The 25,650-nt window shown below is 45.1% G+C and carries 18 protein-coding genes; 12 read left to right on the forward strand and 6 right to left on the reverse strand.

Annotated features, from left to right (window positions below; translation table 11 throughout):
• Positions 1 to 686: 686 nt before the first annotated feature.
• A complete protein-coding gene (locus NNC77_RS00005) occupies positions 687 to 1,325 on the reverse strand; it encodes a helix-turn-helix transcriptional regulator (protein ID WP_254969537.1) in 639 nt (212 codons plus the stop codon).
• A gap of 86 nt (positions 1,326 to 1,411) precedes the next feature.
• Positions 1,412 to 4,015 (reverse strand): DUF5686 and carboxypeptidase-like regulatory domain-containing protein, encoded by a 2,604-nt coding sequence (locus NNC77_RS00010; protein ID WP_022120438.1) that lies wholly within the window; start codon positions 4,013 to 4,015, stop codon positions 1,412 to 1,414.
• A 364-nt stretch (positions 4,016 to 4,379) separates the two neighbouring features.
• Between NNC77_RS00010 and NNC77_RS00015 the strand changes: the two genes are divergently transcribed.
• From NNC77_RS00015 to NNC77_RS00055, 9 genes are all read left to right on the forward strand, one after another.
• Positions 4,380 to 4,922, forward strand: a complete 543-nt coding sequence (locus NNC77_RS00015; RefSeq protein WP_006847723.1) for a phosphatidylglycerophosphatase A family protein — start codon at positions 4,380 to 4,382, stop codon at positions 4,920 to 4,922.
• 72 nt (positions 4,923 to 4,994) lie between these two features.
• On the forward strand, positions 4,995 to 5,663 hold the full coding sequence (locus tag NNC77_RS00020) for a CDP-alcohol phosphatidyltransferase family protein (protein WP_118086133.1): 669 nt from the start codon (positions 4,995 to 4,997) through the stop codon (positions 5,661 to 5,663).
• A gap of 35 nt (positions 5,664 to 5,698) precedes the next feature.
• Entirely contained in the window at positions 5,699 to 6,535 is an 837-nt protein-coding gene (locus tag NNC77_RS00025) for a phosphatase PAP2 family protein (protein ID WP_218487851.1), read from the forward strand.
• Positions 6,508 to 6,924 (forward strand): GtrA family protein, encoded by a 417-nt coding sequence (locus tag NNC77_RS00030; RefSeq protein ID WP_119226880.1) that lies wholly within the window; start codon positions 6,508 to 6,510, stop codon positions 6,922 to 6,924. Before NNC77_RS00025 ends, NNC77_RS00030 begins: the two co-directional genes overlap by 28 nt.
• Before the next feature lie 354 nt (positions 6,925 to 7,278).
• A complete protein-coding gene (locus NNC77_RS00035) occupies positions 7,279 to 8,301 on the forward strand; it encodes a LacI family DNA-binding transcriptional regulator (protein WP_006847718.1) in 1,023 nt (340 codons plus the stop codon).
• A gap of 55 nt (positions 8,302 to 8,356) precedes the next feature.
• Positions 8,357 to 12,493 (forward strand): hybrid sensor histidine kinase/response regulator transcription factor, encoded by a 4,137-nt coding sequence (locus tag NNC77_RS00040; RefSeq protein ID WP_254969538.1) that lies wholly within the window; start codon positions 8,357 to 8,359, stop codon positions 12,491 to 12,493.
• A gap of 114 nt (positions 12,494 to 12,607) precedes the next feature.
• Positions 12,608 to 15,562 carry a TIM-barrel domain-containing protein gene (locus NNC77_RS00045; RefSeq protein ID WP_254969539.1) on the forward strand — a complete coding sequence of 985 codons (2,955 nt, stop codon included), beginning with the start codon at positions 12,608 to 12,610 and terminating at the stop codon, positions 15,560 to 15,562.
• Between the two features lies 1 nt (position 15,563).
• Positions 15,564 to 18,065, forward strand: a complete 2,502-nt coding sequence (locus NNC77_RS00050; RefSeq protein ID WP_254969540.1) for a glycoside hydrolase family 2 TIM barrel-domain containing protein — start codon at positions 15,564 to 15,566, stop codon at positions 18,063 to 18,065.
• Positions 18,066 to 18,451: 386 nt separating this feature from the next.
• On the forward strand, positions 18,452 to 19,027 hold the full coding sequence (locus NNC77_RS00055) for a GNAT family N-acetyltransferase (RefSeq protein ID WP_022120562.1): 576 nt from the start codon (positions 18,452 to 18,454) through the stop codon (positions 19,025 to 19,027).
• Between the two features lie 247 nt (positions 19,028 to 19,274).
• On the opposite strand, the gene NNC77_RS00060 is transcribed toward NNC77_RS00055, so the two are convergent.
• From NNC77_RS00060 to NNC77_RS00070, 3 genes are all read right to left on the reverse strand, one after another.
• The gene (locus NNC77_RS00060) at positions 19,275 to 20,651 is read right to left on the reverse strand and encodes an alanine/glycine:cation symporter family protein (protein WP_254969541.1); all 1,377 of its coding nucleotides are present in this window, start codon (positions 20,649 to 20,651) and stop codon (positions 19,275 to 19,277) included.
• Positions 20,652 to 20,730: 79 nt separating this feature from the next.
• The gene (locus tag NNC77_RS00065) at positions 20,731 to 21,303 is read right to left on the reverse strand and encodes a DUF4230 domain-containing protein (protein WP_254969542.1); all 573 of its coding nucleotides are present in this window, start codon (positions 21,301 to 21,303) and stop codon (positions 20,731 to 20,733) included.
• 17 nt (positions 21,304 to 21,320) lie between these two features.
• Complete coding sequence (locus tag NNC77_RS00070; protein ID WP_118152970.1) at positions 21,321 to 21,992, reverse strand: DUF4230 domain-containing protein; 672 nt, start codon at positions 21,990 to 21,992, stop codon at positions 21,321 to 21,323.
• Between the two features lie 371 nt (positions 21,993 to 22,363).
• On the opposite strand from NNC77_RS00070, the gene NNC77_RS00075 reads away from it, so the two are divergent.
• A complete protein-coding gene (locus NNC77_RS00075) occupies positions 22,364 to 22,942 on the forward strand; it encodes a DUF4738 domain-containing protein (protein ID WP_218435440.1) in 579 nt (192 codons plus the stop codon).
• Between the two features lie 99 nt (positions 22,943 to 23,041).
• Here NNC77_RS00075 and NNC77_RS00080 read toward each other — a convergent pair whose 3' ends face one another.
• Positions 23,042 to 23,479: a hypothetical protein gene (locus tag NNC77_RS00080; protein ID WP_367398714.1), complete on the reverse strand. Its 438-nt coding sequence runs from the start codon at positions 23,477 to 23,479 to the stop codon at positions 23,042 to 23,044.
• Between the two features lie 470 nt (positions 23,480 to 23,949).
• Here NNC77_RS00080 and NNC77_RS00085 point away from each other — a divergent pair, with 470 nt between their 5' ends.
• Together NNC77_RS00085 and NNC77_RS00090 are read left to right on the forward strand one after the other, a co-directional pair.
• Positions 23,950 to 24,720 carry a hypothetical protein gene (locus tag NNC77_RS00085; RefSeq protein WP_254969544.1) on the forward strand — a complete coding sequence of 257 codons (771 nt, stop codon included), beginning with the start codon at positions 23,950 to 23,952 and terminating at the stop codon, positions 24,718 to 24,720.
• 20 nt (positions 24,721 to 24,740) lie between these two features.
• Entirely contained in the window at positions 24,741 to 25,634 is an 894-nt protein-coding gene (locus NNC77_RS00090; RefSeq protein WP_254969545.1) for a FimB/Mfa2 family fimbrial subunit, read from the forward strand.
• The last annotated feature ends 16 nt before the right edge of the window (positions 25,635 to 25,650 follow it).

Raw genomic sequence — 25,650 nt, forward strand, 5'->3', positions numbered from 1 at the left:
GGTAACTGTGGCTCACGATTTAGTAACTGAACTACTTCAATATTCCTCACTCGCTTGCTTTATGCCGATTTGGCAACTTTGTGCAAATCTACTCATTCCCAACTGTTTACGTTCCAACCTCTCTTATTCTCCTTTGGCTGCTTTAGAGCTTTATGTTAAAAAAACTAACTCATAGTTTTGTGGTTCTCAACTCATAGCTTTCCGGTTAGCAACTCATAGCTTTCCGGTTGAGAAAATGAAGAATGCATCGCGATAGGATGAAAGATGGCTGTAAAATGGCTGTTTTCTTCCATCGCGATGCATTATTTTTTGCGTCGCGACGCAATATTTTTTTCATCGCGACGCACCAATTCTTCCGTCGCGACGCATTAATTGCCCCCTCGTAAAGCATCATTGAAGCCTCCCGCTGGTCATCATTTAAGCCTCTTATCTGTCTTAATATAAGGCACTTTTCCGTCTTAATATAAGACGCTTGCCAAGATAAAAAGATGCGCTCTGGAAAGAGAAAATTAAGATGGGGGTTAACAGGTTAACAGTTAACACCCCAAAAATGCATACTTCCATCCACACACTTATATAAAAATAAGTATATATATATTATTATATAATAAGGTACGCGAGGGGGACCATGCAAAAAACAGCTGTTAACTGTTAACCCTGTTAACCCCCCAATGAAAAGTTGATAGTTAAATATAGTATTCTGCCGAATCAACCAAACCGGCTCTCAGCGCATATTTCGTAGCCTCGTGAACGTTGTTTACGCCCAGCTTGCGGAAGATGTTCTTGCGGTGGGTATTGACCGTATGGAAGCTGGAAAAGCGCTTCTCGGCTATTTCTTTCGTCGTCATTCCCAGCGCAATGTCCTTCAGAATCTCTGTCTCGGTCTTGGTGAGGTTGATTTTCTCCTGCTCCTCCTGTTTCGGAGCCAGAAGTACCTCCATCATGCGCTGGCAGACAAAACGGTTGCTTGCCACACAAAAACGTATCGCCTCCTTGATTTCCATTAGCGAACACTCCTTCAACAATACGCTGAACTGTGTACTGCTGGCGATGAGAATCTTCACGAAATCGGCACTCAGATCCTCACTGAACAGTAGCCAGCGCGTGTATGGGAAACGCTGGTTTAAAATAAGTAACTCGGCAGCATCATTGATGTCGAAAAGGGTATAATCGAGTATTACGACCGTATCCTCATTCTCCTTTAAGGCAAGCATCAGGTCTGCTTTGTCTTCGATAGTCTGGGTTTCCAAACCCTCTATCTTACTGATCACATAGCTCAATCCGGCTCTTGTGATGTCCTGTTTGTCTGCTAATAGAATCTTCATTGTGTTTACTCTCTTATATGTTGTTTATATATGTACGCAGATGCCTTGATGCAATACAATACTGCATCAAGGCATCTTTTTTCTTATTAGAATGACATGAGGAAGCCCATACGGATGCCCCATTTTGAGATGTTTGCATGGTCATAATAGTTGAGGCGGCGAACATAATCGATTCCGAAGAACTTGAAGATGTTGTGCACGCCGGCTACAAACTCCCAGTATGGCGTCTTGCCAAAGGTATAGGAGTTGGTAGGGAATTTGAAGAGCTTCTCATCATTGAGGTTCTTGCTCGGGTCGTTCTTGCTGGTCAAATCGCCCCAAACACCCTTGATGGCTACATATTCACGCCACTTCAGCTTCTTGATGAGCGGAATGCGGTTGAGCAGCTTGCCGTTCATATCCCAGGCTACTGACCAGAACAGCTGGCGGTCGCTCAGGAACTCCCAGTCCTTCATCATGCTGATGGTTGCCTCCTGCTCAAAGATAGAGAGGTTGACCGGTGGCTGGATGAGCATGGTGAAAGGCACTTTGCTCCACTGCGCCTTGCCCACGATGTTGAAATCCATATAGCCGAAACTTCCCAGCCACTGGCGCTTGTAAATGCCCAGCGTGGTGAGGTTGCTCTGATACTGGCCGCCCATGAATCCGTCTAAGCCCATGGTGTGGCGAAGCGAGATTTCAGGACTGTCGAGGTTGATTGGCAGGCGCTGCTGCTTGGTGTTGACATAGGTGACACCCGGGTTGTAATCTAAGCCTACACTTGCCTCTGTGGTGCGTATCTTGCGTATTTCCTCGCCGTCGCTCACCCTGTAGTAGTGGAGATTGCCCACGGTGCGGTTGCTCTGCCAGCGGAGGCTGGTGTCGAAGCGGAAGCCCCAGTCGGTTTCGTAGGTGAAGGTTACCTTCTGGCGGTGATACTGATACATCTGGTCCTGCGTAGTGGCACGGAGGGTCATGAAGAAGTTGTCCTTGTTGTGCAGCAGGTTATCATCGGATGGAGATGTAATATCATGCCCCAGCTCGAAGGTAAGCTTGCGCATCGGGAACTCGAACGGACTGTTCTTCTTCTTGTTGAACGAATAGGTGAGCACATGGCCGTAATACCACTTGTTGCTCTTCAGACCGTAGGCGCCGTAACCATCCCAGAAGAAGTGAGGGTTGAGGGCTGCCATCGTTCTGCCCGCCAGACGCAGGCGCACGCCGTCTACGTAGTTGTTGGAGAGGAACGTGTTGATAGGTCCGAGGTCGAAGAGGCTGCGGCGGTCGTTGATGATGCTGTCCCTTTCAACACCCAGACTGTCTTTCACCGTTACCTTTTTGCCCTTGGTATGAGCCACTTCCACATAGTTCTCCATCAGGGCTCTCACACCGAAGATTATGTATTTGAATCCCTTGGAGTTCTCCATGCGGTGGATAAAGCTGTCCATCGACGATTCGCTCTTCGTGAGGCCCACCTGCCGGTATTTGTTCCAGTAAGCCTCATCGCGGTTCATCGCATCCATATCGTGCCTGATCTTCGCCTTGCCCTTGAAGAGCTGCTTCGGCAAGGCATCGAAGGCATAATCGGTGATTCGCGTGTTTCGCACCACCAGCAGGTCCTGAAGGAGCTTGTTGACGTGCAGTTCGGCTATCATATCGTCTTTAGAGAGCACCCACTCGCCGTTGTCGAGCTTGGTGTACTCCTGTTCAATCTTCATGTCAGTAACCCAGTTTACATCGCTGTTGTGAGGCATGTAGAGGTTACATTTCTTCACGTGCAGGCTGCTGTCGGCAAGCACATAGAGCTCGCCTCGGAATCCGAAGTCCTGGCTGTTGGCTGGGATAAACTGCAGATGGTAGCAGAGATCTCTTTCCACATACACCGTATCTTCGATGTAATAATGGTAGAAGCTGATGGCCGTTCTGCCGATAGGAGATGGGAAGGGATACTGCAGCAGGCGCACGTAGTCATCGTAGATGTCCACATCGGTGAACACCTCTTTCAGGGCGGTGTTGAGAATCTCTCCGGTCTGGATTACCTGTCCGATTCCATTGCTCTGCTGACCCTTGATGATGTCCTTTTCGGTCTTCGGATCTTTGCGGTAAATATGCTGTGAAACCGTCTCGTCGATGCTGACAGGCAGGGTGAGCTTTCCGTTGTACGGAGAGGTTTCTACCTGGTCGAGGAGATACTGGCGGCGCTGGAAGAACTTGCTCTCGAGCTGCTCTTTCTTCAGGTCGTTGAGCGCGAGTGTAATCTTCTGATACTTATCATATTGCACATAGTCGTGGTTGCTCAGGTCGCTCTTTTTCTTGGCAGCAATCACGCGCCGCATCAGTTCTACGGCAGGATTATCCTTACGTTTGTAGCGGCCTTTTTTCGATTTTACCACCACTTCGGTAAGTTTATGCGTATCGTCTTTCAGTTTGATTTCCAGAAAGTTGGTCTTTTCGTCAACCTTCACCGATGTGCTCTTGTAGCTCAGTGCGCTTACGGTGAGCATGAGTCCCGGTTTCTTATCAATGGTAAACTTACCTTCTCCGTTGCTTGAAACCGCGATTTTATGTCCTTTGTATTGCACGCTTGCATACGGTACGGCAAAACCGTCGTCATCGATGACACGGCCTGTTATCTTCTGCTGAGCCATCATCTGAAGTGTAGAAATCATCAGAAGGATGACTGTAAAATACAACTTTTTAATACCTTTCATTTTTTATACCTTATTATATATAGGGGCTCTCCGCCCATGATTTAATCTTTTCAGGATGCAAAGTTATAACATTATTCGTAAATAGACGCAAAAACCTATTCATTATTTCAGTTTTTTATGAGATTTTCAGAAAAAGGCTTCCTTGCAGTTCCTTCTGCTGCCTGTTCTTGCTCTTCGCCGTGCGAGCCTGAGTGGTATAAAACTCCTTCATATTGCTCTATTTCACCTGTTTATCTGTCAATATCTGATGAAATTCCGAAAAATAACAGAAAACTATTTGGTTAATTTAATTTTTTAGCGTAATTTTGCACACTGAAATTTAAAGAAGAAACGCCCTTCTGCGGGCTTATTAAACATCAAGAGAATGAATAACAAGGGAAATCTTACCGACGAGCGGCCTCCACTGCTGCCCGTCATCATAGGCACCGGTTTCGGCAGTGGCTTCTGGCCTTGGGGACCGGGAACGGCTGGCTCAGTATTGGCAACCCTCATCTGGGCAGCCCTGGCTTACGGACTCGGTATTACGGGCGAGAGTCTGCAGAGTATCACCTTCTTTCTCGTCATTGTTTCTACCATTCTGGGCACTTGGGCAACAGCGCAGTTGCAGCCTTACTGGGGCGAGGATCCCAGCCGTGTGGTCATCGATGAGATGGCTGGCGTGTGGATTCCCCTGTCGTTGCTGACCCCGCTTACCGCTCAGGGCGAAGTGAAAGATGCCTGGTGGTGGGCATTGGTGGCACTTGTTCTCTTCCGCTTCTTTGATATGGTGAAACCGCTGGGCATCAAGAAACTGGATAACAGGCAGGGCGCCTTCTATGTGATGGCTGATGATCTGCTGGGCGGCTTTTATGCAGCCGTTTCTTTAATCATCATCAAAATCATACTGGTTTCGGCTGGAATCATCTAGTCTGGCATTTCTTAAAGAAACAAATTCTTAAACAGACATTTCTTAAACAGACAATAAAAAATAGATAAAAATATGAATTATAGAGATTTCTTACAAAAAGTTATCTATGCCATCATCAATCCACTTATCAAGGGGATGATAGCAGTAGGTATTACTCCTAACATTGTTACCTTCGTAGGATTCCTGGGCAATATCGTGGCAGCCGGTTTCTTCCTCGATGCTGCATGGATGCTCGGAACTGAACAGGCTGATTATGCATCTTGCATGGTTACTGTAGGATGGGGTGGATTCATCATCCTTGCAGCCGGTCTCTTCGATATGATGGATGGCCGATTGGCACGTATGAGCGGCAAGAGCAGTCTCTTCGGTGCACTCTGGGATTCTACACTCGACCGCTACAGCGAGCTGGTAAGTCTCTTTGGCATCTGCCTCATCTTCGTACGTATGCAGGGCGATATGACCTGGTTCTGGATGGGCGTAGTTACCTTTGCAGCGATGATCGGTTCTGTGATGGTAAGTTATGTCCGTGCCCGTGCCGAGGGTCTGGATATTGAGTGCAAGGTAGGTTTCATGCAGCGTCCTGAGCGCGTTGTGGTTACTGCCGTTACTGCGATGATTACCGGCTTTACAGGCAATATCTGGTGGCTGGCTGGCGGCATGATTCTGATTGCCGTTCTGGCAAACATCACCGCTTTCTGGCGCATCTGGCATTGTTATGTTGTGATGAACGCTCATAAATAATAAACTCAAGTTCTATCAATAAAAAGTAGAAAAAAGTGTTTAGTATCTATCTGATTATCCTTCTGGCGGTACTCGCAGCCTGGAAGAAGACACGCCGTTTTGCCTTCTATTTCCTGCCTTGGTTCCTCTTCGGAATCATCTATGATTCGATGCGCCTTTATCCTAACTATATGGTGAACGATATTGACGTGGCGAATCTCTATCATGCAGAAAAGTCGCTCTTCGGCATTGCTGCTTCATCCAGCGCAGAACTGCAGGCTGTAGCCGACCATAGCCAGCTGATGATTCCGGGCGAATACTTCAAGGTTCACCATTGCGGTTTTGCCGATTTCTGGGCAGGCATCTTCTATCTCTGCTGGGTTCCGGTGCCTATCGCCTTTGCCCTTTATCTGTATCTAACGAAACAGCTTAAATGGTTCAAGCGCTTCTCCTGGGCTTTCCTGCTGGTGAATCTCATCGGCTTCATCGGCTACTACATCTATCCGGCTGCTCCGCCCTGGTATGCGATGAACTATGGCTTCAAGGCTGTGCTCAATACACCGGGCAATGTGGCTGGTCTGGGCAGATGGGACGCAATGACCGGACTGCACGTGTTCCATGGACTCTATGGCAAGAATGCCAATGTCTTTGCTGCCGTGCCTAGTCTGCATGCTGCCTATATGTTCCTCACTACGATTTATGCTGTGATGAGCCGTAAACGCTGGTATACGGTGTTGCTCTTCGCCTGCATCTGTCTGGGCATCTGGTGGACGGCAGTCTATTCCGGTCATCATTATATCATCGATGTCATGTTGGGTATTCTTACTACGATAGTAGGCGTACTGCTAATGGAATCCAAGAGATTATGGGCAAGATTAAAGAAGAACTCGTAACCTTCGGCAAGGCGGAACTGACTGCCTCCTGCGCCTCTGTGATAGACTTCGGACTGGCATTCTTCCTCTCAGATATCATCGGCATTTATTACGGACTTGCCAATGCGCTGGGAGTGATAAGTGGCGGCATTACCAACTGCATACTGAATTACCGTTATGTGTTCGGCGATTCCAAGAGCAAGAAAAAGAGTGTAGCCTGGCGCTATTTTATCATCTGGGGCATCAGCTGGATGCTCAATTCGGGCGGCACTATCGCCCTGACCGAATTTCTGAATGCGCACGAACATATTCAGTTGCATTATATGATTCCGAAGAGTATTGTATCTCTGCTGGTAGCGATATTCGTTAACTATCCCGGACAGAAGAAATTTGTTTTTAAGCAGAAATAACCATATCAGATGGGGGCAGTATTCAGTATGTGCCCTCATCTTTTTTTTGTATCCTATCAGGTAATCTGTTGGCATCGGGACATAAAAAAAGAGTTTGGATTGTCTCCCGACATTCCAAACCCACGCTTGTTTCTAACTAACTTATTATCAACTATTCATTACTTTTCAGTTTGCAAAAATACGAGTTTTTTTCTTATAAAATAAATTTTTTCAAAAAAATAATAACGTAAACGTTTGCGTTTTCGGAAGAAATTGTTATCTTTGCAGAGAATTCACTAACTTTGCTGTCGGAAAGACAAAATATGCAGAATTTGTGGATACAAAAATGTATGTCAATAAAGCGTAAACTAACAAATGAAACAACGAAGAACATCTTTGAAAGACCTCGCCGATCAACTTGGCGTCAGCATAGCAACTGTATCTAGAGCCCTGCGAAACAGCCATGAAGTGGGTGAGGAGATGACTCAAAAGGTGAAAAGCCTTGCCAAGGAGCTCAATTATCGACCAAACCCCTTTGCACAGAGCCTCAGAAAAGAAGCACCTAGGGTAATTGGTGTAATTGTGCCAAACCTGGTGACTCATTATTATGCTGCCGTGCTGGATGGTATAGAAGATTATGCCGTAAGAAATGGCTACTCGGTGATCAGCGCCAATAGCCACGAGAATACAGAACACGAGAAGAGAGCGGTAGAAAACTTCCTGAATATGCATGTAGAAGGCATCATCGCCTGTCTGGCACAGGATACGGTCGACTATTCTCATTTCGAGCAGTTGCATAAGATGGGAGTTCCACTGGTGTTCTTTGCCCGTTGTTGCTTAGAAGATAAGTTCTCCCAGGTAGTAGGCAATGGTGATGTTGCCGCCCAGGAGGCTACCCAGCATATGATAGATACCGGTTCGCGCCGCATCGCCTTCATCGGCGGTCCAAACCATCTTGATATGGTGCGCCGCAGAAAACACGGTTATCTGGAGGCGCTCAGAGAGAACCGCATTCCTATCGACCGCGACCTCGTGGTTTGCGACAGAATCGATTTCGATGTGGCTCGAAACGCTACCCTCCGTCTCCTCGAAAAGGAGGACAGACCTGATGCCATCCTCGCCTTTAACGACATAATCACCTATGCCGCCTTCGATGCTATCAAGGAAAAAGGGCTCCGAATACCAGAGGATGTTGCTATCATCGGTTTTACCGATGGTGATACTGCTGCCTTCGTTACGCCGAAACTCTCGGCTATCATGGACAAGGCACACGAACAGGGAACCACAGCCTGCGATCTTCTCATGAGAAGTATCAATGGTGATGAAAAAATCTACAAGAAAGTGGTACCGATGATACTGAAAATACGCGAAAGTTCTGAAAAAAACGACGTGAAATAAAACCTATTATAGAAATAAAATATCTTTTCAGAAAATATATAATAAACCTACGATTATGATGATAAAAAAACAAAACTACTTGAAACATGCCATCGTGCTGTTTCTGCTCTTGCTGCTCATGCAGCCGGAGAGGGCATGGGCTGCCTATGAAAACGTAGAATTCAGCAGCCTCACCAATCATGATGGACTTACGAACAGTCAGGTGGGTGCCATCCTCAAGGACACCAGAGGCTACATCTGGTTCGGTACCCAGTCGGGACTGTGCCGCTTTGACGGCTTCCGTATGAAAACTTTCTATTATAGCAACACTGATGATAAGTCGCTGCCTAACAATTCGGTAGATGAACTTCAGCAAGACTATGATGGAAATATCTGGGTGCATACCTCTGTGGGTTACAGCATCTACAAATATGATGAAGAGCAGTTTGAGCGCAAACCGGAAGAATGGCTCAAAAACATCCATGTGCAGGGACCTCCTTACAAACTCCTGATAGATAAGGATAAGAACATGTGGATAGCTGTCTACGGACAGGGACTCTACTTTCATAATGCCAAAACCAAAAATACTTATCTTTTTAAATTTACCAAAAAGGCTCAGCCGGGCTGTCTGAAAGAGGGAAATATCAGTAAAATAACCGAGGTTGACGGCGATGCGCTCATTACCTATGGTGATGGTACAATCAGCCGTGTCAACGGACAGAAACAGAAGGTTCTCTGGTCCAATTCCTTCCTTGCCACCCATAAAGCTGCCGGTGATAATGGCGCCTATACTTTCTATGATGGTATAGGTGGTTTCTGGGTTTCTGTAAGTAATGCCAATTACGTGTATCAGTCAAAGACCGGGAAATGGACCGATGCACGTTCTTATATTGAGAACATGGGCATTGATATTCCTTGCCCAACCCGTATTCTGATGCGCGATATAGCCCGTGATAAGGCAGGCAATCTCTGGGTGGCTTCCGACCATAATGGTCTCTTCTTTGTTGATTTCAAACGCAAAATCTGCCGTCAGTATGTTCATTCCGAAGCAAAGGGAAGTATCGTTGACAATTCCCTGCAGAAGGTTTATGTGGATGATGAGGGAGCTATCTGGGTAGGTAGTTACAAGAACGGTGTGGCTTATTATTCGCCTGCTGCTCAGAAATTCACAACTATTCCGCTTGGTGATGTGTGTACTATCACGCAGGATCTGAATGGAAATCTCTGGTGCGGAACCAATGATAGCGGAATTGTATGCTACAGTCCGCTTACCGGACAGAGCTGGCGATTCTCACAGGCTGAAACCGGTCTGGCTTCGGATATTATCGTCAGCAGCGTAACCATGAGTGATGGTACGATGTATTTCGGAACCTTCAATGGTGGACTTGCCCAATATAAAAACGGCAGATGGAAGAGTTTTCAGGCAGCTCCTGGCGGACTTGCCAATAACAGCGTCTGGTGTCTTGCCGAAGATCCGTATCATCGCCTGATTATCGGAACCTTGGGCTCAGGCTTCCAGATTTATAATCCTGAGAGCGGAAAGTTTACAACCTACAATGTTCAGAATTCTGGTATTACCAGCGATTTTATCAACTCGCTCTTCCTGCCGAATAAAGATGAAATTCTGATAGGTCATTCGCAGAACTATTCTATCTTTAATTTCGGAACCCGAAAGGTAACCAATGTGAATACAACCAAGGACGGACAGCCTTTCCCTAGTCCTTCCCTGAATTACATGATGAAGGATAGCCGAGGCATCTTGTGGATGGCTTCGCCTGCGGGCGTCACCATGTATGATGAGGCTTCAGGACAGTTGGAGTCAATCAATGACCTCAATGGTACGCAGGGCACGGTAGGCTGTATGGTGCTCGAAGATAAGCAGCATAACATCTGGCTGGTTTCTGAATTTATCGTTACCCGTGTTACGCTGACCAAGAACAATCAGGGCAAATGGGACATTACGATGATCAGCTTCAATTCGCTCGATGGCTTGCAGAGCCGCCAGTTTAACCAGCGTTCTGCCTGTCTGATGAGAAATGGAGCCATCGCCATCGGTGGTCAGGATGGTATTAATATCATCAATCCTGCCAAGATTCTTCCTGCCCAGAAACATGCACATGTCTTGTTCAGCGGTTTCGTACTTTTCGATCATCCGCTGAAGGCAGGTGAGGAGTTTGAGGGAAGAGTGCCTCTGGAAAAATCGCTCGATACTCATCCTGAACTGGATCTCAGTTATAAGGATAAGGCGTTTACCATACAGTTTGCTTCCGACCAGGTAAGTATTCCGGCCCGTTGCCGTTTCCTCTATCGCATGAAGGGACTTGATGACAAATGGATGCTTACACCTGAGGGACGTCCTGAGGCTACCTTTACCAATCTCTCTTCAGGCAGCTATGTCCTGGAGGCAAAGGTGGTGAATGCTGATGGTAGTGTGAGCGAAGAGGTGAGCACGCTGAAGATTTATATTCATCCGCCTTTCTATCTCTCTATATGGGCGATTATCGTATATATTATATTAATAGGTGTAGCTTTCTATCTCTACCGTAAACGTATGCTCGAAAAGCAACGTGTAAAATTCGAACTCCAGAGCAAGGAAGACAGTATCAAGAAGACCAAGGAGTTGAACGAACTCAAACTCAACTTCTTCACCAATGTGAGCCACGAACTCCGTACTCCGCTCACCCTGATTATCTCGCCGCTGGTCAATATGATTAGAGAAGAAAGAGATGAAAGTAAACGCAGAAAGCTGGAGATGATTCATCGCAATGCTACCCGTTTGCTCAATCTGGTAAACCAGATTCTCGACTTCCGCAAGATAGACCAGAACAAGGAAAAACTTACCCTGTCGCATATCGACATCGTGAGCTTCGTTGACAATATCTGTACTTCGTTCCGTACTTTGGCAAACAGCAAAGTAACGCTTGCCTTCGATTCTACGGTGCCTAGTCTGCAGATGTCGTTTGATGCTGATAAGGTAGGAAAAATCGTGAATAACCTCTTGAGCAATGCCTATAAGTTTACGCCAGATGGCGGATTTATCACCGTTTCTCTGAGTGTTGCACTCCGCCAGCGTGTAGGAGACAAGGATTCGGATATGCTCCGCATCTCAGTATCTGATACTGGCAAGGGCATCAGCGATAAGGAGAAGGAACATGTGTTTGAGCGTTTCTATCAGGTCAATGGTACTGAAATGCAACCACAGGGTGGTAGCGGAATAGGTTTGAACCTGGTAAAGAAGTTTGCCGAACTGCATGGCGGTAAAGTAGATGTTACAGATAATCCAAGCGGAGGAGCCATCTTTATGGTAGACCTTCCGATAGAGAGTAGTACCACCTCCAATTCTACGGCACATCTCGGTTCCTTGCGAGCAGCACCTATCATAACTACGGTGCATCAGGCTACTGATGAGGATCCGGATGCAGGTAAGAACGTTCTCTACGGAATGAGTAAACGTGCGCATCAGCCTGGAGAATCGATGATCAAGAAGCCGGTAGTGCTCCTCGTTGACGACAGTGAGGACTTCCGTGAGTTTATGAACGAAGTATTGACAGACTATACGGTTGTTGAGGCTGTCAATGGTCAGGATGCCTGGAACAAAATCATCGACCGTCGTCCAGACATCATCCTGAGCGATGTGATGATGCCTGTGATGGATGGTAACGAACTCTGCCGGATGTGTAAGGACAATGACGAAACAACAGCCATACCTTTCATCATGCTCTCAGCCCGTATGGGAGATGAGCAACGCAAGGAAAGTCTGAAGTGTGGTGCTGACGAGTATATTGCCAAACCATTCGATATTGATATGTTGAATCTCTGTATTCTGAACCTCTTGAAGAAACGCAAGAATGTGAGCACAGAATATGTAATAACAGAGGCCGACCGCAAATTTATAGATGAGGTGAATGCTTATATCCGCGATCATATGAGCAATCCTGAAACATCGGTAGAATCGCTCAGTACTCATCTTTGCATTTCACGCGTACAATTATATAAGCGCATGATTTCGCTGACGGGTATTACACCTTCTGAGTATCTCAGAACCAAGCGTATCAAATTTGCAGAGCATCTGCTCCGCTCGGGCGACTTGAACATCAGTGAAATAGCCTATAAGGTGGGATTCAATAATCCACGTTATTTCACTAAATACTTCCAAGACGCGTATGGCGTTACGCCGTCTCAATATCGTAAGAATCTGTCAGAATCAGAGTAGTTTACGCTTCTAGTTAACATTTAATACATATACAGATAACATTTGCGCACAAAGATACGGGAAATTTCTCGTATCTTTGCCGCAAATTTTTAAACTTTCCTTTAAACGTATAAAATGAGACTAACTAAAACATTATTGATTTCAGCAGTGCTGCTGATGAGTGCCACAGGCATGCAGGCAGCTGGTTTCAACCAGAATGGTAATTATCTCACTGTTCAGTTGAAGCAACACCAGAATTTTGGTCCTAGTCAGATTCGCCTCCAGGTGGTGAGCGATAAGATTATCCGTGTTCAGGCTACAGCCGAACAGAGTTTCCGTAACAAACAGAGTCTGATAATAGTGCCTCAAAACAGTAAGGCAAATTACAAGGTGGAAGAGCAGGGAGACAATCTCATCATTACCACTGCGGCCATGCGTGCTGTCATGAACGAGGCTACGGGTCAGATTACCTTCTATGACTTGAAAGACAATGTCCTTCTCAACGAGGTTGCTCAGGGCGGAAAGACTTTCAAGCCGTTCACTGTGCCTGACCGTGAAATCGGTGTAGACATTGCCAAGGTTCCTGAAGCACAGAAGCACGGATGGTCATGGCGTGCGCTCTTCAACTCTCCTGATAACGAGGCGTTCTATGGTCTCGGTCAGCATCAGAGTGAGGAACTCAACATGAAGGGCAAGAACGAAGACCTCTTCCAGTATAATACCAAGGTGAGTGTGCCTTTCGTCATCTCTAATAAAAACTACGGCATCCTCTGGGATTCTTATTCTTATTGCCGTTGGGGTAATCCGGAAGATTATCTCCAGCTCAACCGTGCCTTCAAACTCTATGATAAGGATGGTAAGGAAGGTCAGCTGACAGGTACTTATGTGGATAAGAATGGTCAAAAGATTGTTCGGGGCGAAGATAGCATTTACTTTGAGTATGCAATGCCTGAGGCTTCTGAGATTTGCAACAAGACAGATAAGGGCGGCATTCAGAACCTGCCAAAGGGCTTTGCGCTGAATGGCTCCAAGGTGGTGTATGAGGGTTATGTAGAGGCTCCAACCAACAGCTTCTATCAGTTTATCCTCTATTATGCCGGTTACATGAAGATTTATATCGATGGCAAACTGGTAGTGCCTGAGCGCTGGCGTACAGCCTGGAATCCGAACTCTTATAAGTTTGAAACTCCTATCAAGAAGGGCGTAAAGACTCCTATCCGTATCGAGTGGCAGCCTGATGGTGATGTTTCCTACTGCGGTCTTCGCGTAGCAGCTCCTCGTTCTGAGGCAGAGAAGAACCAGTTGAGCATCTGGAGTGAAATGTCGCCGGATATGGACTATTATTTCATTGCCGGTCAGAATCTCGATGAGGTGATTTCCGGTTACCGTACGCTTACAGGCAAGGCTTCGCTTTATCCTAAGTGGACCCTCGGTTTCTGGCAGAGCCGTGAGCGCTATCAGAGCAGCAAGGACATCGAAGACAACATGAAGAAGTTCCGCGACCTGCATATTCCTGTAGACAATATCGTTCAAGACTGGAACTATTGGAAACTGGATTCATGGGGAAGCCATGAGTTTGAGGCTGCCCGCTATCCAAACCCACAGGCGATGCTCGACAGCGTACATGCCATGAACGGAAGATTCATGATTTCCGTATGGCCTAAGTTCTATGATACTGTCAAGAACTATAAGGAACTCGACAGCAAGGGTTGGATGTATCATCAGGCTATCAAGGATGATATTCACGACTGGCTCGGCTTCCGCGGTTCATTCTATGATGCCTATTCTGATGGTGCCCGCAAGATGTTCTGGCGCCAGATGGACGAGAATCTTTATACCAAGTATAAGTTCGGAATCGATGCATGGTGGATGGATGCATCAGAACCAAACGTTCGTGACTGTACCCCGATGTGGTACCGCAAGGCCCTTTCCGGTCCTACAGCCCTCGGTACATCTACCGAATATTTCAATGCTTACAGCATCGTGAATGCAGATGCTATCTATAACGGACAGCGCAGCGTGAATCCTAACCAGCGTGTCTTCCTCCTGACCCGTTCCGGTTTTGCCGGTGAACAGCGCTACAGTACGGCTACCTGGTCTGGTGACATTGCTACCCGTTGGGAAGATATGCGTGCCCAGATGACTGCAGGTTTGAACTATTCTATGGCAGGTCTTCCTTTCTGGGGAATGGACCAGGGCGGTTTCTGTGTAGAAAACCGTTATGTGGCTGCCCAGCAGGAGTTCGATAAGACCGGTAAGGAGAATGCTGACTTGAAGGAATGGCGCGAGTTGCAGGCGCGTTGGAACCAGTTCGGTTGCTTCGTACCTCTTTATCGTACTCATGGCCAGTGGCCTACCCGTGAGGTATGGAACATTGCTCCGGCTGATCATCCGGCTTACAAGACCATCGTAGCTTACGATAAACTCCGTTACCGTCTGATGCCTTACCTCTACAGTATGGCGGGTATGGTTCACTTCAAGGACTATACCATGATGCGTGGTTTGGTAATGGACTTCAACGGCGATGACAATGTTTACGACATCAAGGATCAGTGGATGTTCGGTCCTGCTCTCATGGCTTGTCCTGTAGGCGAGTATCAGAAGTACAGCCGCAATGTTTATCTTCCTAAGCAGAAGGGCTGGTATGATTTCTATACAGGTAAGCACTATGCCGGTGGACAGACCATCGTAGCCGATGCGCCTTTCGATAAGATTCCAGTCTTTGTTCCAGAGGGTTCTATTCTTCCTGTGGGTCCAGAGATGGAGTGGAGCGATCAGAAGAAGGCTGAACTCATCGACCTCTATGTCTATGCAGGCAAGGACGGTTCTTATACACTCTATGAGGATGAGGGAACCAACTACAACTACGAGAAGGGTAAGTATGCTATGATCGACTTCAAGTATAATGATGCTCAGAAGACCATTACTATTGCTTCCCGTAAGGGTTCTTTCGACGGTATGCTGCAGAAGCGTCGCTTCAATATCGTACTTGTTAGTGATAACAACCAGCAGGGTATCAGCCTCGCCAAGGCGCCTAAGGGCAAGATGGTGAAGTATGCCGGTAAGGCAGTTACAGTAAAACTGAAGTAATATGAAGAAGATATTTGCTTTAGCAATCTTTCTATTGGGCGCTCAGTCGTTGAGCGCCCGTGATCGCCAGTCTTTTGATAAAGGCTGGCTTTTCACTTTAGCAGATAGTGCCGGAATGTCGAAATCTGATTATTCTGACCGACATTGGCGAAGTTTGAATCTTCCTCACGATTGGGCGATAGAGGGCGATTTCTCTCCATCAAATCCTTCTGGAGCCAGTGGTGGTGCATTGCCGGGCGGCATCGGATGGTACCGTAAGCACTTCTCGGTGAATCCGAAGGAAAAGTATGACCGCTTTATTATCACCTTTGATGGAGTATATATGAATTCTACCGTGTATATCAATGGTCATAAACTCGGAACCCGCCCTTACGGATACAGTACATTCGAGTATGATCTTACACCTTATATTAATAAGAAGGGTGATAATGTCATTGCGGTGAAGGTAGACAACAGCGACCAGCCTAACAGCCGCTGGTATTCCGGTTGCGGTATTTACCGCCATGTCTGGCTCACCAAAACCATGAAAACTGCTTATATTCCCCAATGGGGACAGTATGTAGCAACTTCTCCACAGGGTGATGTCAGGGTGAAGGTGGATTTCGCTGCTTCCGGTAAAAAGATGAAACTCTCTGTCCGTAATACAATCTATGATGCTGCCGGAAAGATTGTAGCCAAGAGTCAGGGTGTTCAGGAACAGAAACTCAAGGTGAAGAATCCGCATCTCTGGGACATCGGAAAGGGATATCTCTATACCGTCAAGAGCGAGCTGTTAGTAAATGGGAAGGTAGTGGATGTTGCTACGTCAACTGCCGGTTTCCGTGATGTGAAGTTTGATGCAAGGAAGGGTTTCTTCCTCAATGGCAGGAATCTCAAGATAAATGGTGTCTGTGAGCATCATGATTTCGGTTGCCTGGGTGCTGCTGTCAATGAAGATGCGATGCATCGCAAACTTACCATCCTTCGCGATATGGGCGTGAACGCTATCCGAAGCAGTCATAATCCTCCGGCACCAGAACTCCTGAACATGTGCGATTCGATGGGCTTCCTCGTGATGGACGAGAGTTTTGATATGTGGCGCCGCAAGAAATCGAATGGTGATTATGCCCGTTTCTTCGATGAATGGCATAAGAAAGACCTGTCTGATCTCATCAAGCGCGACCGTAATCATCCAAGTATCATCATGTGGAGTATCGGTAATGAGGTTCTCGAACAATGGTCGGATGCGGCTGCTGATACGCTCAGTCTGGAGCAGGCTAACCTGATTCTGAATGCCGGTCATGATGCTTCAACTTTGGCACATAGCGATGAACTGAGTGTCAATTCGCTTCTTACCCAGCATCTTGCCAAAATCGTGAAGGAGTATGATCCTTGGGGCACACGTCCTGTTACTGCTGGCTGCAATGAGCCCGACCCGAAGAATCATCTCTTTAAGAGTGGGGCTATTGATGTTATAGGTTTCAATTATCACCATCAGTGGGTGAAGGATGTGCCAAAGAATTTCCCTGGCAAGCCTTTCATTCTGTCGGAGAGTGTTTCAGCCTTGCAGACTCGTGGCTACTATATGATGCCTAGCGACAGCATTTATACTGCGCCAAAGGAATGGTGGTTGCCTTATACCGATCCATCGTTTATGTGTTCGGCTTATGATAATTTCCACGCCTCATGGAGTAGTACCCACGAAGAAACCTGGGATGTGGTGAAGCACAACGACTTTGTGGGCGGACAGTTTATCTGGACCGGTTTCGATTATATCGGTGAACCTACTCCTTATGCTTATCCTGCCCGTAGCAGTTATTTTGGCATTATCGATTTGGCGGGTCTTCCAAAAGACAGCTATTATATGTATCAGAGTGAGTGGACTCAGAAAGATGTGCTTCATCTCTTCCCTCATTGGAACTGGCTGCCGGGACAGACCATCGACATGTGGTGTTATTATAATCATGCCGATGAGGTAGAACTCTTTATCAATGGCAAGAGTCAGGGCATCCGTAAGAAGACTGTCTATGGTGCAAAGAACGAAGGCGATGCTTTCAGAAAGAGTACTGAATATCATGTGATGTGGCGCGTAAACTTTGAACCGGGAGAAGTGAAGGTTGTAGCCAGAAAGAATGGTAAAGTTCTTAGAGAGCAGGTCATAAAGACAGCAGGAGCTCCTCATCATCTTGTGTTGAAGAAGACTTATCAGGGCTGTCAGGCTTTTGGCTCTTCTGATCCGACCACCTTTGTCGAGGTGAATGTAGTAGATAAAGACGGCAATCTCTGTCCGAACGCAGATAACCAGATCTTCTTCTCTGTTTCTGGTGAACAGGAGGCAAATGGTCAGAATATCCCGAATACACCAAAGATTCTGGGAACAGATAATGGATGTCAGACTTCTTTGGAGCGTTTTACCGATTCACATCGCAAGGCATTCTTCGGAAAATGTGTCGTTGTGATAAAAGGTAAGGGAACCCTCAAGGCACAGGCAGTAGACTTAAAGGATGCTTCTGTAGCTTTGTGATTATAGTAATATTCTGAAAATCAAAACCTTAATGATTTATATTGCGAAGAAGGATACACTCTTTCGGTGTATACCTTTTTCGCTCTTAAAAACGAAAAAGGTTTTGAAGCATTGGGACCCAAGGGATTTGGGTATCTCTATTATGCTAGTAATAGAAATTTAGCTTCAAAACCTGCGGCAAAGATACATCTTTTTTTCGAATAAAAAAACTTTTTCGAATAAAAAATATAAAAAACTTGCTCTTATCAAAAAATATACGTAACTTTGTAAACGATAAGGCATCAAACCCAATCTGCAATCATGAAAAAAGTAATTGTAGAATTTCCTCACGATGCTGGAGCATGAAAGAAATAACAATAATAAAACAATAAACAAAAAATAGAATAATGAAAATTCAAATAGAACAGGCTACGCCTGACAAGGCTTCGCATATCGCATCGCTTATCATGGAGGCGATGAATGCGCAGTGTTGCCAAAATTTTGCTGGTCCTCAGCATACATTGGTTGATTTTCACCGTATGATGACTAAACTTGTAGAGATGGAGGACAGTCAGTATAGTTATAAGAATACATTGGTTGCTATGTCTACTGATGGCATTCTTGTTGGCATCTTGGTTGCATACGATGGTGCTGACGTCAAAAGATTACGTAAGCGCTTTATTGAGGCTGCAATCGTGGCTTTTGGAATAGACTATTCGGCTATGGAGCTTGAAACAGAGGAAGGTGAGTTCTATTTGGATAGTTTGGCAGTTTCTAACCAATACCGTGGAAAAGGTATTGCATCTAAACTGTTGGATGCTGCTATCTCTCGCGCAAGAGAATTAGGACTTCCTGCTGTAGGTTTGCTTTGTGATAAAGGCAATCCGAAAGCGGAGCGTCTCTATACGAAGGTTGGTTTCCAATATGTCAATGATACCACTTGGGGTGGTCATGCAATGAAACATCTGCAGTATAAATTGTAATCTGATAGGGCAAACTGTGCAAACGTTTGCCCAATAAAAAGTATAGAAATCAACAGAAAATGTGCTGTTTATTGCGCAAACGGTAGTATCTTTGCACCATAAGTTCATAACGAATAGGTTTTTTGGTTTTTAGAAAAGATATTTTATTAGTTTTTGTTGATTTAATAATAAAAGCTCGGTCTGCAGTGATGCAATACCGAGCTTTTGTATTTTTACTCCCATTCAGGATATTTTCTTTCTGTATCTTTTATTCTAATTCCTCTATTTCTTTTTCGTCCATGTCTTTATCTAACTGGTCTCTCCACAGATACTTTCTGGTTTCATGCACTATGATACCACTCAGGCAGAGCAAGGAGATAAGGTTTGGTATGGCCATCAGGGCATTCATGCAGTCGGCAATGTTCCAAACCAGTCCCAGACTGATAACACTACCCAGGAAGATAGTAGCAATATAGACTATGCGGAAACAGAGCATCCACTTTTTGCCTTTCAGATATTCTACACACCGTTCTCCATAATAACTCCATCCCAATGTCGTACTGAATGCAAATGTTGCCAGTCCGATGGTCAATATCGGAGCTCCGATATATGGAATCTTACTGAAGGCAGCCTTGGTGAGTGCTGCTCCGTTATGGTAGTCAATGTCTGGATATGCTATGATACTTGAGGTGATGACGAGACCTGTAAGGGCACAGATGATGACAGTATCCCAAAAGGTACCGGTAGATGAAACCAATGCCTGACGCACAGGGTTACGGGTTTGGGCTGCTGCAGCAACGATGGGTGCCGAACCCAGACCACTTTCGTTAGAGAACAATCCGCGGGCTATACCATAGCGGGCTGCAATCATCACGGTACTTCCAGCGAAGCCGCCACCTGCAGCCTTAGTTGTGAATGCAGAGTCAAAGATTACGTGGAGGGCAGGCAATAAATAAGCATGATTTACACAGAGGATGTAGATGCAGCCTAATACATAAAAGAGTGCCATGAAAGGTACCAGCATGCCACAAACCTTGGAGATACTTTTCACGCCTCCAAGAATCACAGCTGCTCCTAAAGCCGTAACGATGGTTCCAGTAATGTATGGAGAAATGCCGTATTGGTTTTCTACCAGGGTAGAGATGGCATTTGCCTGTACCGTGCTGCCGATTCCGAATGATGCCAATGCGGCAAAGAGGGCGAACAGGACTGCAAGCCATTTCCAGCCCAATCCTTTTTCCAGGGCATACATAGGACCACCCAACATCGTGCCTCGCTTGGTCTTAACGCGATATTTTACGGCGAGTAATCCTTCGGCATATTTGGTAGAAATACCAAAGACACCGGTTAACCAGCACCAGAGTACGGCTCCTGGTCCGCCAAGAGCGATAGCTGTAGCCACACCGATGATGTTACCGGTACCAATTGTAGCTGCCAGTGCTGTTGCCAGTGCTCTGAACTGTGAAACATCTCCTGTGGCATTCTTGTCTTTCTTTACAGACAGTTTGATTGCCTTGAAAATCTTGCGTTGTGGAAAGCGCAAGCGGATGGTCAGAAAGATGTGGGTTCCCAACAGCAGGATAATCATAGGCCATCCCCACAGGAATGAACTAAATGCGGTGAAAAAATCGTTTATTGCATCCATCTCTTAAAAATTTTATGTTTATCTTATATCTATATTTTTTTATACCTGATAACGCAGTTACTTGTGTATTATAACCTTGTTATTTCTCAAATTCTATCTTTACGTTTTTGAATCCCATTGCTTTCAGCATCTCTCTAAACTGAGTCTTGGCATTCGCCTGTGCAGTATAGATATTGGTGCGGTTTAAGCAACGTTTCTTCATGGCTTGATAAGCACGCTCATACATAGCCTGTCTGTCGCTGCCTGTCCATTTGCCTTCTTCAAAGAAACTCTTGGTCTTCGCTTCGTCAATGAAGTTATGGTCTAGCAGTTTGATAGGAGGTAAAGTGCATACGATGCTGTCCTGGTTGGCTTGTAGCCATCCTTTTTTAACATCCTTCATATCGATACCCAAGCGCAATGTTCCGTAATAGATACGTACCAGTTGGTCGTCGCCAAAAAAGCCACGGCGTATAGTATCTATCAGTTCTTCATCACTTACAGATAGAAATTCCCATTGACCGATATTCTCGATGCTTTCTACCTGAGTGGGTGAGAGGGTTGTCTTATCTTCCTGTACCACGCTGACCTCGTTGTCTTTGGTGAGCCAATAGAAGGCTCCACCCAGAATAAGGATCAGTGCTAATAGTACGATGATTTGTATTCTTTTCATATCATTGTTCTCCTCGCTTAGTGATTCTTTTCGATAGTTGTCTTATCCAGAAGAGTCTTCAGATCATTGAAAGTGAATTTCTTCCTGAAACTGATTTTGATATTCTCTTCTGCGAATCCCATGTCCTGTAGCATCGGAATCAGGGTGTTTGCTGCACTTTGGCGTGCCTGCTCAAGAATATCTAGGTTCGGGATATCGCGAATGATACTTTCCCTGCCTTGTTGTTCGAATTGTGACAGTTCTGCATCACTGTAGTTCTTTCTGGTGAGTGAAACGAATTGTCTTACACCTTCATGATTGATTTTACTGCTGGTGAGCATCACTTTTGGGTCTGGTAAGATGATTTCTATCTTGTCGCCTTGTCGGTTAACGTTCTTAGCAGAGAATCCTGAAAAGTCTACATAAGCTTTTAATGTCGCATCCATCGGAATGGCCACCTTGCGGTTTGAGCCGGGAACATGAATATTAAAGTCTTTCTTGAACAGTGAGCCCTTTAGATTGAGCTGGTCATCATGTGTTATAATCTTATGAACATGAGCTTCTGCTGTATATAAGCGATTGCATTTCTGTATCTGCATCACCATCACAGGTATTGTGTCGATGACTTGCTCCTTCTTTTCTGTTTGCTGATGCGAACATGAAATGAAGGCAAAAAATACAGAAATGATAAATATTAACCTCTTTTTCATACTTAATGTCTTTATTATGCTGCAAAGGTACGGCAAATTGTTCGAAAAACAAAACAAAATCGTTTTTTTTGATGTTCTTTTGCTAAGAAATGAAAAAAAAAGCAGAAAAAGCACTTTTTTTTATATCTTGATTAAACCTTTTCATTTTCTTTTCGTCAAAGTTACGATTAGAATTCATAAACTGAACTTTTATTATATCGTGTAAGATTCAATAGGAAATTTATTAGTTAGTATTTAGGTATGTTAAGGCGTCTGCTTGTGAAAGTAGGCGCCTTTTTGCATCTGATTTTGTGTAAGAATGTAGATTTCGGTTCTTTTCTTTGGCTATTTCAAAAGAAAAATGTACTTTTGCAGTAAGAAAAAATAACGGAATGAAACGAATTGATTATATATTAATAGGTCTTTTGGCTATTTCTAGCTTGACGGCTTGTACAGAAAAGAAGAAGAGTAATATCATTATAGCTCCTAAACCGGTGGCTAAGGTTGTGAACAAAGCTACTCAGAAAATGAGTGATTATGAGCAGACCAGGGAGGCTGACTGGGTTGGTTCCCATTATAAAGTGGTGGTGAAGCGTAGTTCTGACAAGGAACTTCCGGTTCTCCAGTTGGACGAAAACACCAAGTATTATGATAACAGAATTTCGGTTAAGGTATTGAGAAGCGATGGTTCTGAATTCTTTAGCCGTACTTTCACAAAGAAAGATTTCACATCCTATATTGACAAACATACACAGGACATGGGTGCTTTGCTCGGTATTGTGTATGTGAAAGCAGAAGGTGATTATCTTTACTTCGCAGCAAGTGTTGGGTCGCCTGATGTTACCAGTGATGAATATGTACCTCTGGTACTTAAGATTTCCCGAATGGGTAGTATCTCTATATCAAAGGATGAGAAGTTGGATACCAACGCTTCTGCTGAAGAGGAAGAAGAGGAAGAAGATGGGGTATAAAGCGGTTCTTCCGTTGATTCAGGGCGAAACGACAAGGGTCTATATGCCACGATGAACAGGTGGCGCATAGACCCTTGATTATATGGTGACATTCGTAATCTACATCTCCGCTTTCAGCAGCTTTATCTCCTCTGCCGTCAGCCCCGTCATATCCATGATAGACGCTTCATCCATACCCTTTGCCAGCATCTTTCTGGCAATTTCAAGGCTTCGCTGGGACATTCCTTCTTCTATGCCTTCAGCTATACCTTCAGCTCTGCCTTTTTCCATACCTTCTTCCATTCCTTTCTGGTACCTGTCATCCAGAAGGGTTCTTTCAACACTTACCGAATCCCAGAATTTATCATAGGCACGGAGTTCGGCATCAGTAAAGCCGGAAATCTCCAGTTCTTCTGTTGTCGGCAGATATTGTTGCTGTCGTATCAGTTCATCTTCATTGAGTGACTGAAGGGTATTCAGAAGGTTTTTCAATCGATCGGGATGATTGCCGAATATCTTCTTGAACGTAAGGTCTGCCTTAGGATCTAAGTACTTCATAACCATCTGTTTTAAAATTCACTACTGCAAAGTTACGACTTTATTTTCAAACCCGCAAGAGATTTTAGGGAAAAGTTTCGGAAAAAGTTAGAGAATGTTGAATGTTGAATGTGGAGTGTTGAATGGTCTATATGCCTCGATGAACAGGTGACGTATAATTAGTCTTTGTTGATAATTACTTCTTGAATAGAGTCTGAAAACGTTAAAAAATACTAACAAGGTGTCGCATTGCTCACGAATGCGACACCAAAAACCAAAAATTCATACCTGAAAAAACAAATATTACCCCCCCCACTTTCATATAAAAGCCTTAACTTTGCACCAGGATTTTTACAATCTGTATCATGAAGGATTTAAAATATTGTAAATTATAATCAAAACATAATAGATATGAAGAAAGTTTTAACTAAGAAAAAAGTATGTTGCTCTTTGGAAAAAGACAGTATATTTTCTATAAAAAAAAGATCAATATGAGAAATTACTTAACTGGAAAAGAAAGATTGCTGGTCGCAATGCTTGCATTTATTCTTCCATTTTCTTTCGCGAAAGCAGAAGTAAGAGAAGATGGAAAGACGGGGCAGCAAGGCTGGTATATAGGAGTAGAGGGTGGAATGCCTTTCGGCTTCTCTACCTTCTCAAGCTTCGGACATGACAAGACGCACCTCGGTTGGGCTGCTGGCTTATATGGGGGCTATCGTTTCAACTCCATATTCTCGGCTGAGTTATCTGCCAAGTATGGAGAGATGAACTTGTCTGCACAAGACTGCTGCGTAGAACGTAACTATTGGTTGGGTAGCGACGGTGTGCTTTACAACGCAGGTGTTCTGGGCATGGACTGTTGGGAATATGCCAATCTGAAAAGCCATGTCAGAATGGGCAGATATGGGGCAAGAGTGAACGTTCATCTTCTTGGACTGTTCCATCAAACAGCTAACAGCCGATGGGATTTGGCTGTTTCACCTCATATATATGCAGTAACGACCAAGGCTGATATCCAGACTATAGCCGATGATGCCAAGGTAATGAAAGGTTCTACCAACTGGCATTTGGGTTATGGTGCAGATTTGCAGGTTGGTTATCAACTGACCTCATGCCTGAAATTGGGCATCTATTCCGGTTTGACCCGTCTTACTGGCGAACGTATGGACGGAATGCCGGAATATCTGCATAAGAACAACTTCTTGTGGGAAAGTGGCATAAGATTAGGAATCAACTTGCCTTTTACCCATCATCATCAGTAACCCATAAAACAAGATAGAGAATGAAAGCAAAAAGAAGATTTAATATTTGGTTATGGGTGCTGCTATGCGTCCCATGCCTGTTGGCAAGTTGCGACCATGATGTTCATGACGGTGAGGAAGAAGGCGGTTTGTCAGTATCGCTCACTTGGGCTGATGAAGCCGACCAAGGTACGGAAGTGAAAGATGTGAAGCTCTGGATATTCAATGCCGATGACGGTTCGCTTGTAGAGGAAAAACATGGTGGCAGTGCGCAGGAGGTGGCAAGCCAACGCTTTGCTCTTCCTGAAGGGCATTATCAGATATTGGCTATTACCAATCTCATAGAGCCATTCTTCACCACTGACCAGACTAGGGCTTTGACTAACTGGAACAATATCCAGATAGGTTTGACCAATCCTAAAGATGTGAAGCATAATGCCTATTTCGGAGTTGCCGATGTGAAGATAGATAACAAGGAAGGCAGCTATGTGGTGCAAAACCCTATGAAGAGCGTGCTTCCGGAACTGACCATCATCATTGAGAATGTGCCAAAAGGCACAGAGATGAGTGGCAAGGCTTTGGATTGTGCCTGGTGTCTGTTCCCTACACAGAAGAACAGTGATGGAGACTACGGTTTGCCGAGCATAGAGCCAACGGAAGTGGAAATACCTACTATCCTGGCTACGGAGTCAACTTTGCAATCAGAAGTCATTCGGCTGATGCCGACCATACAGGGAAGCCCCGCCTCTCATGTTTATCTCCGCCTCTTGCTCCCTAACGGGACCTTGCAGGAGTATGACATCACCGCTCCTAAGATGAAGGTTGGAGGAAAGTATGAGTTGCGACTCAACTACAACCAAATGCAGCCAAAGATGAATCTGGAAGCTACCATCAACGGTTGGACGAACCTCAACAATGAAGTAGAAATAAAATAATAATAACTTTTAAAAT

It is taken from the genome of Segatella copri (assembly GCF_024330485.1).
In the GTDB taxonomy this organism is placed as follows: domain Bacteria; phylum Bacteroidota; class Bacteroidia; order Bacteroidales; family Bacteroidaceae; genus Prevotella; species Prevotella copri_L.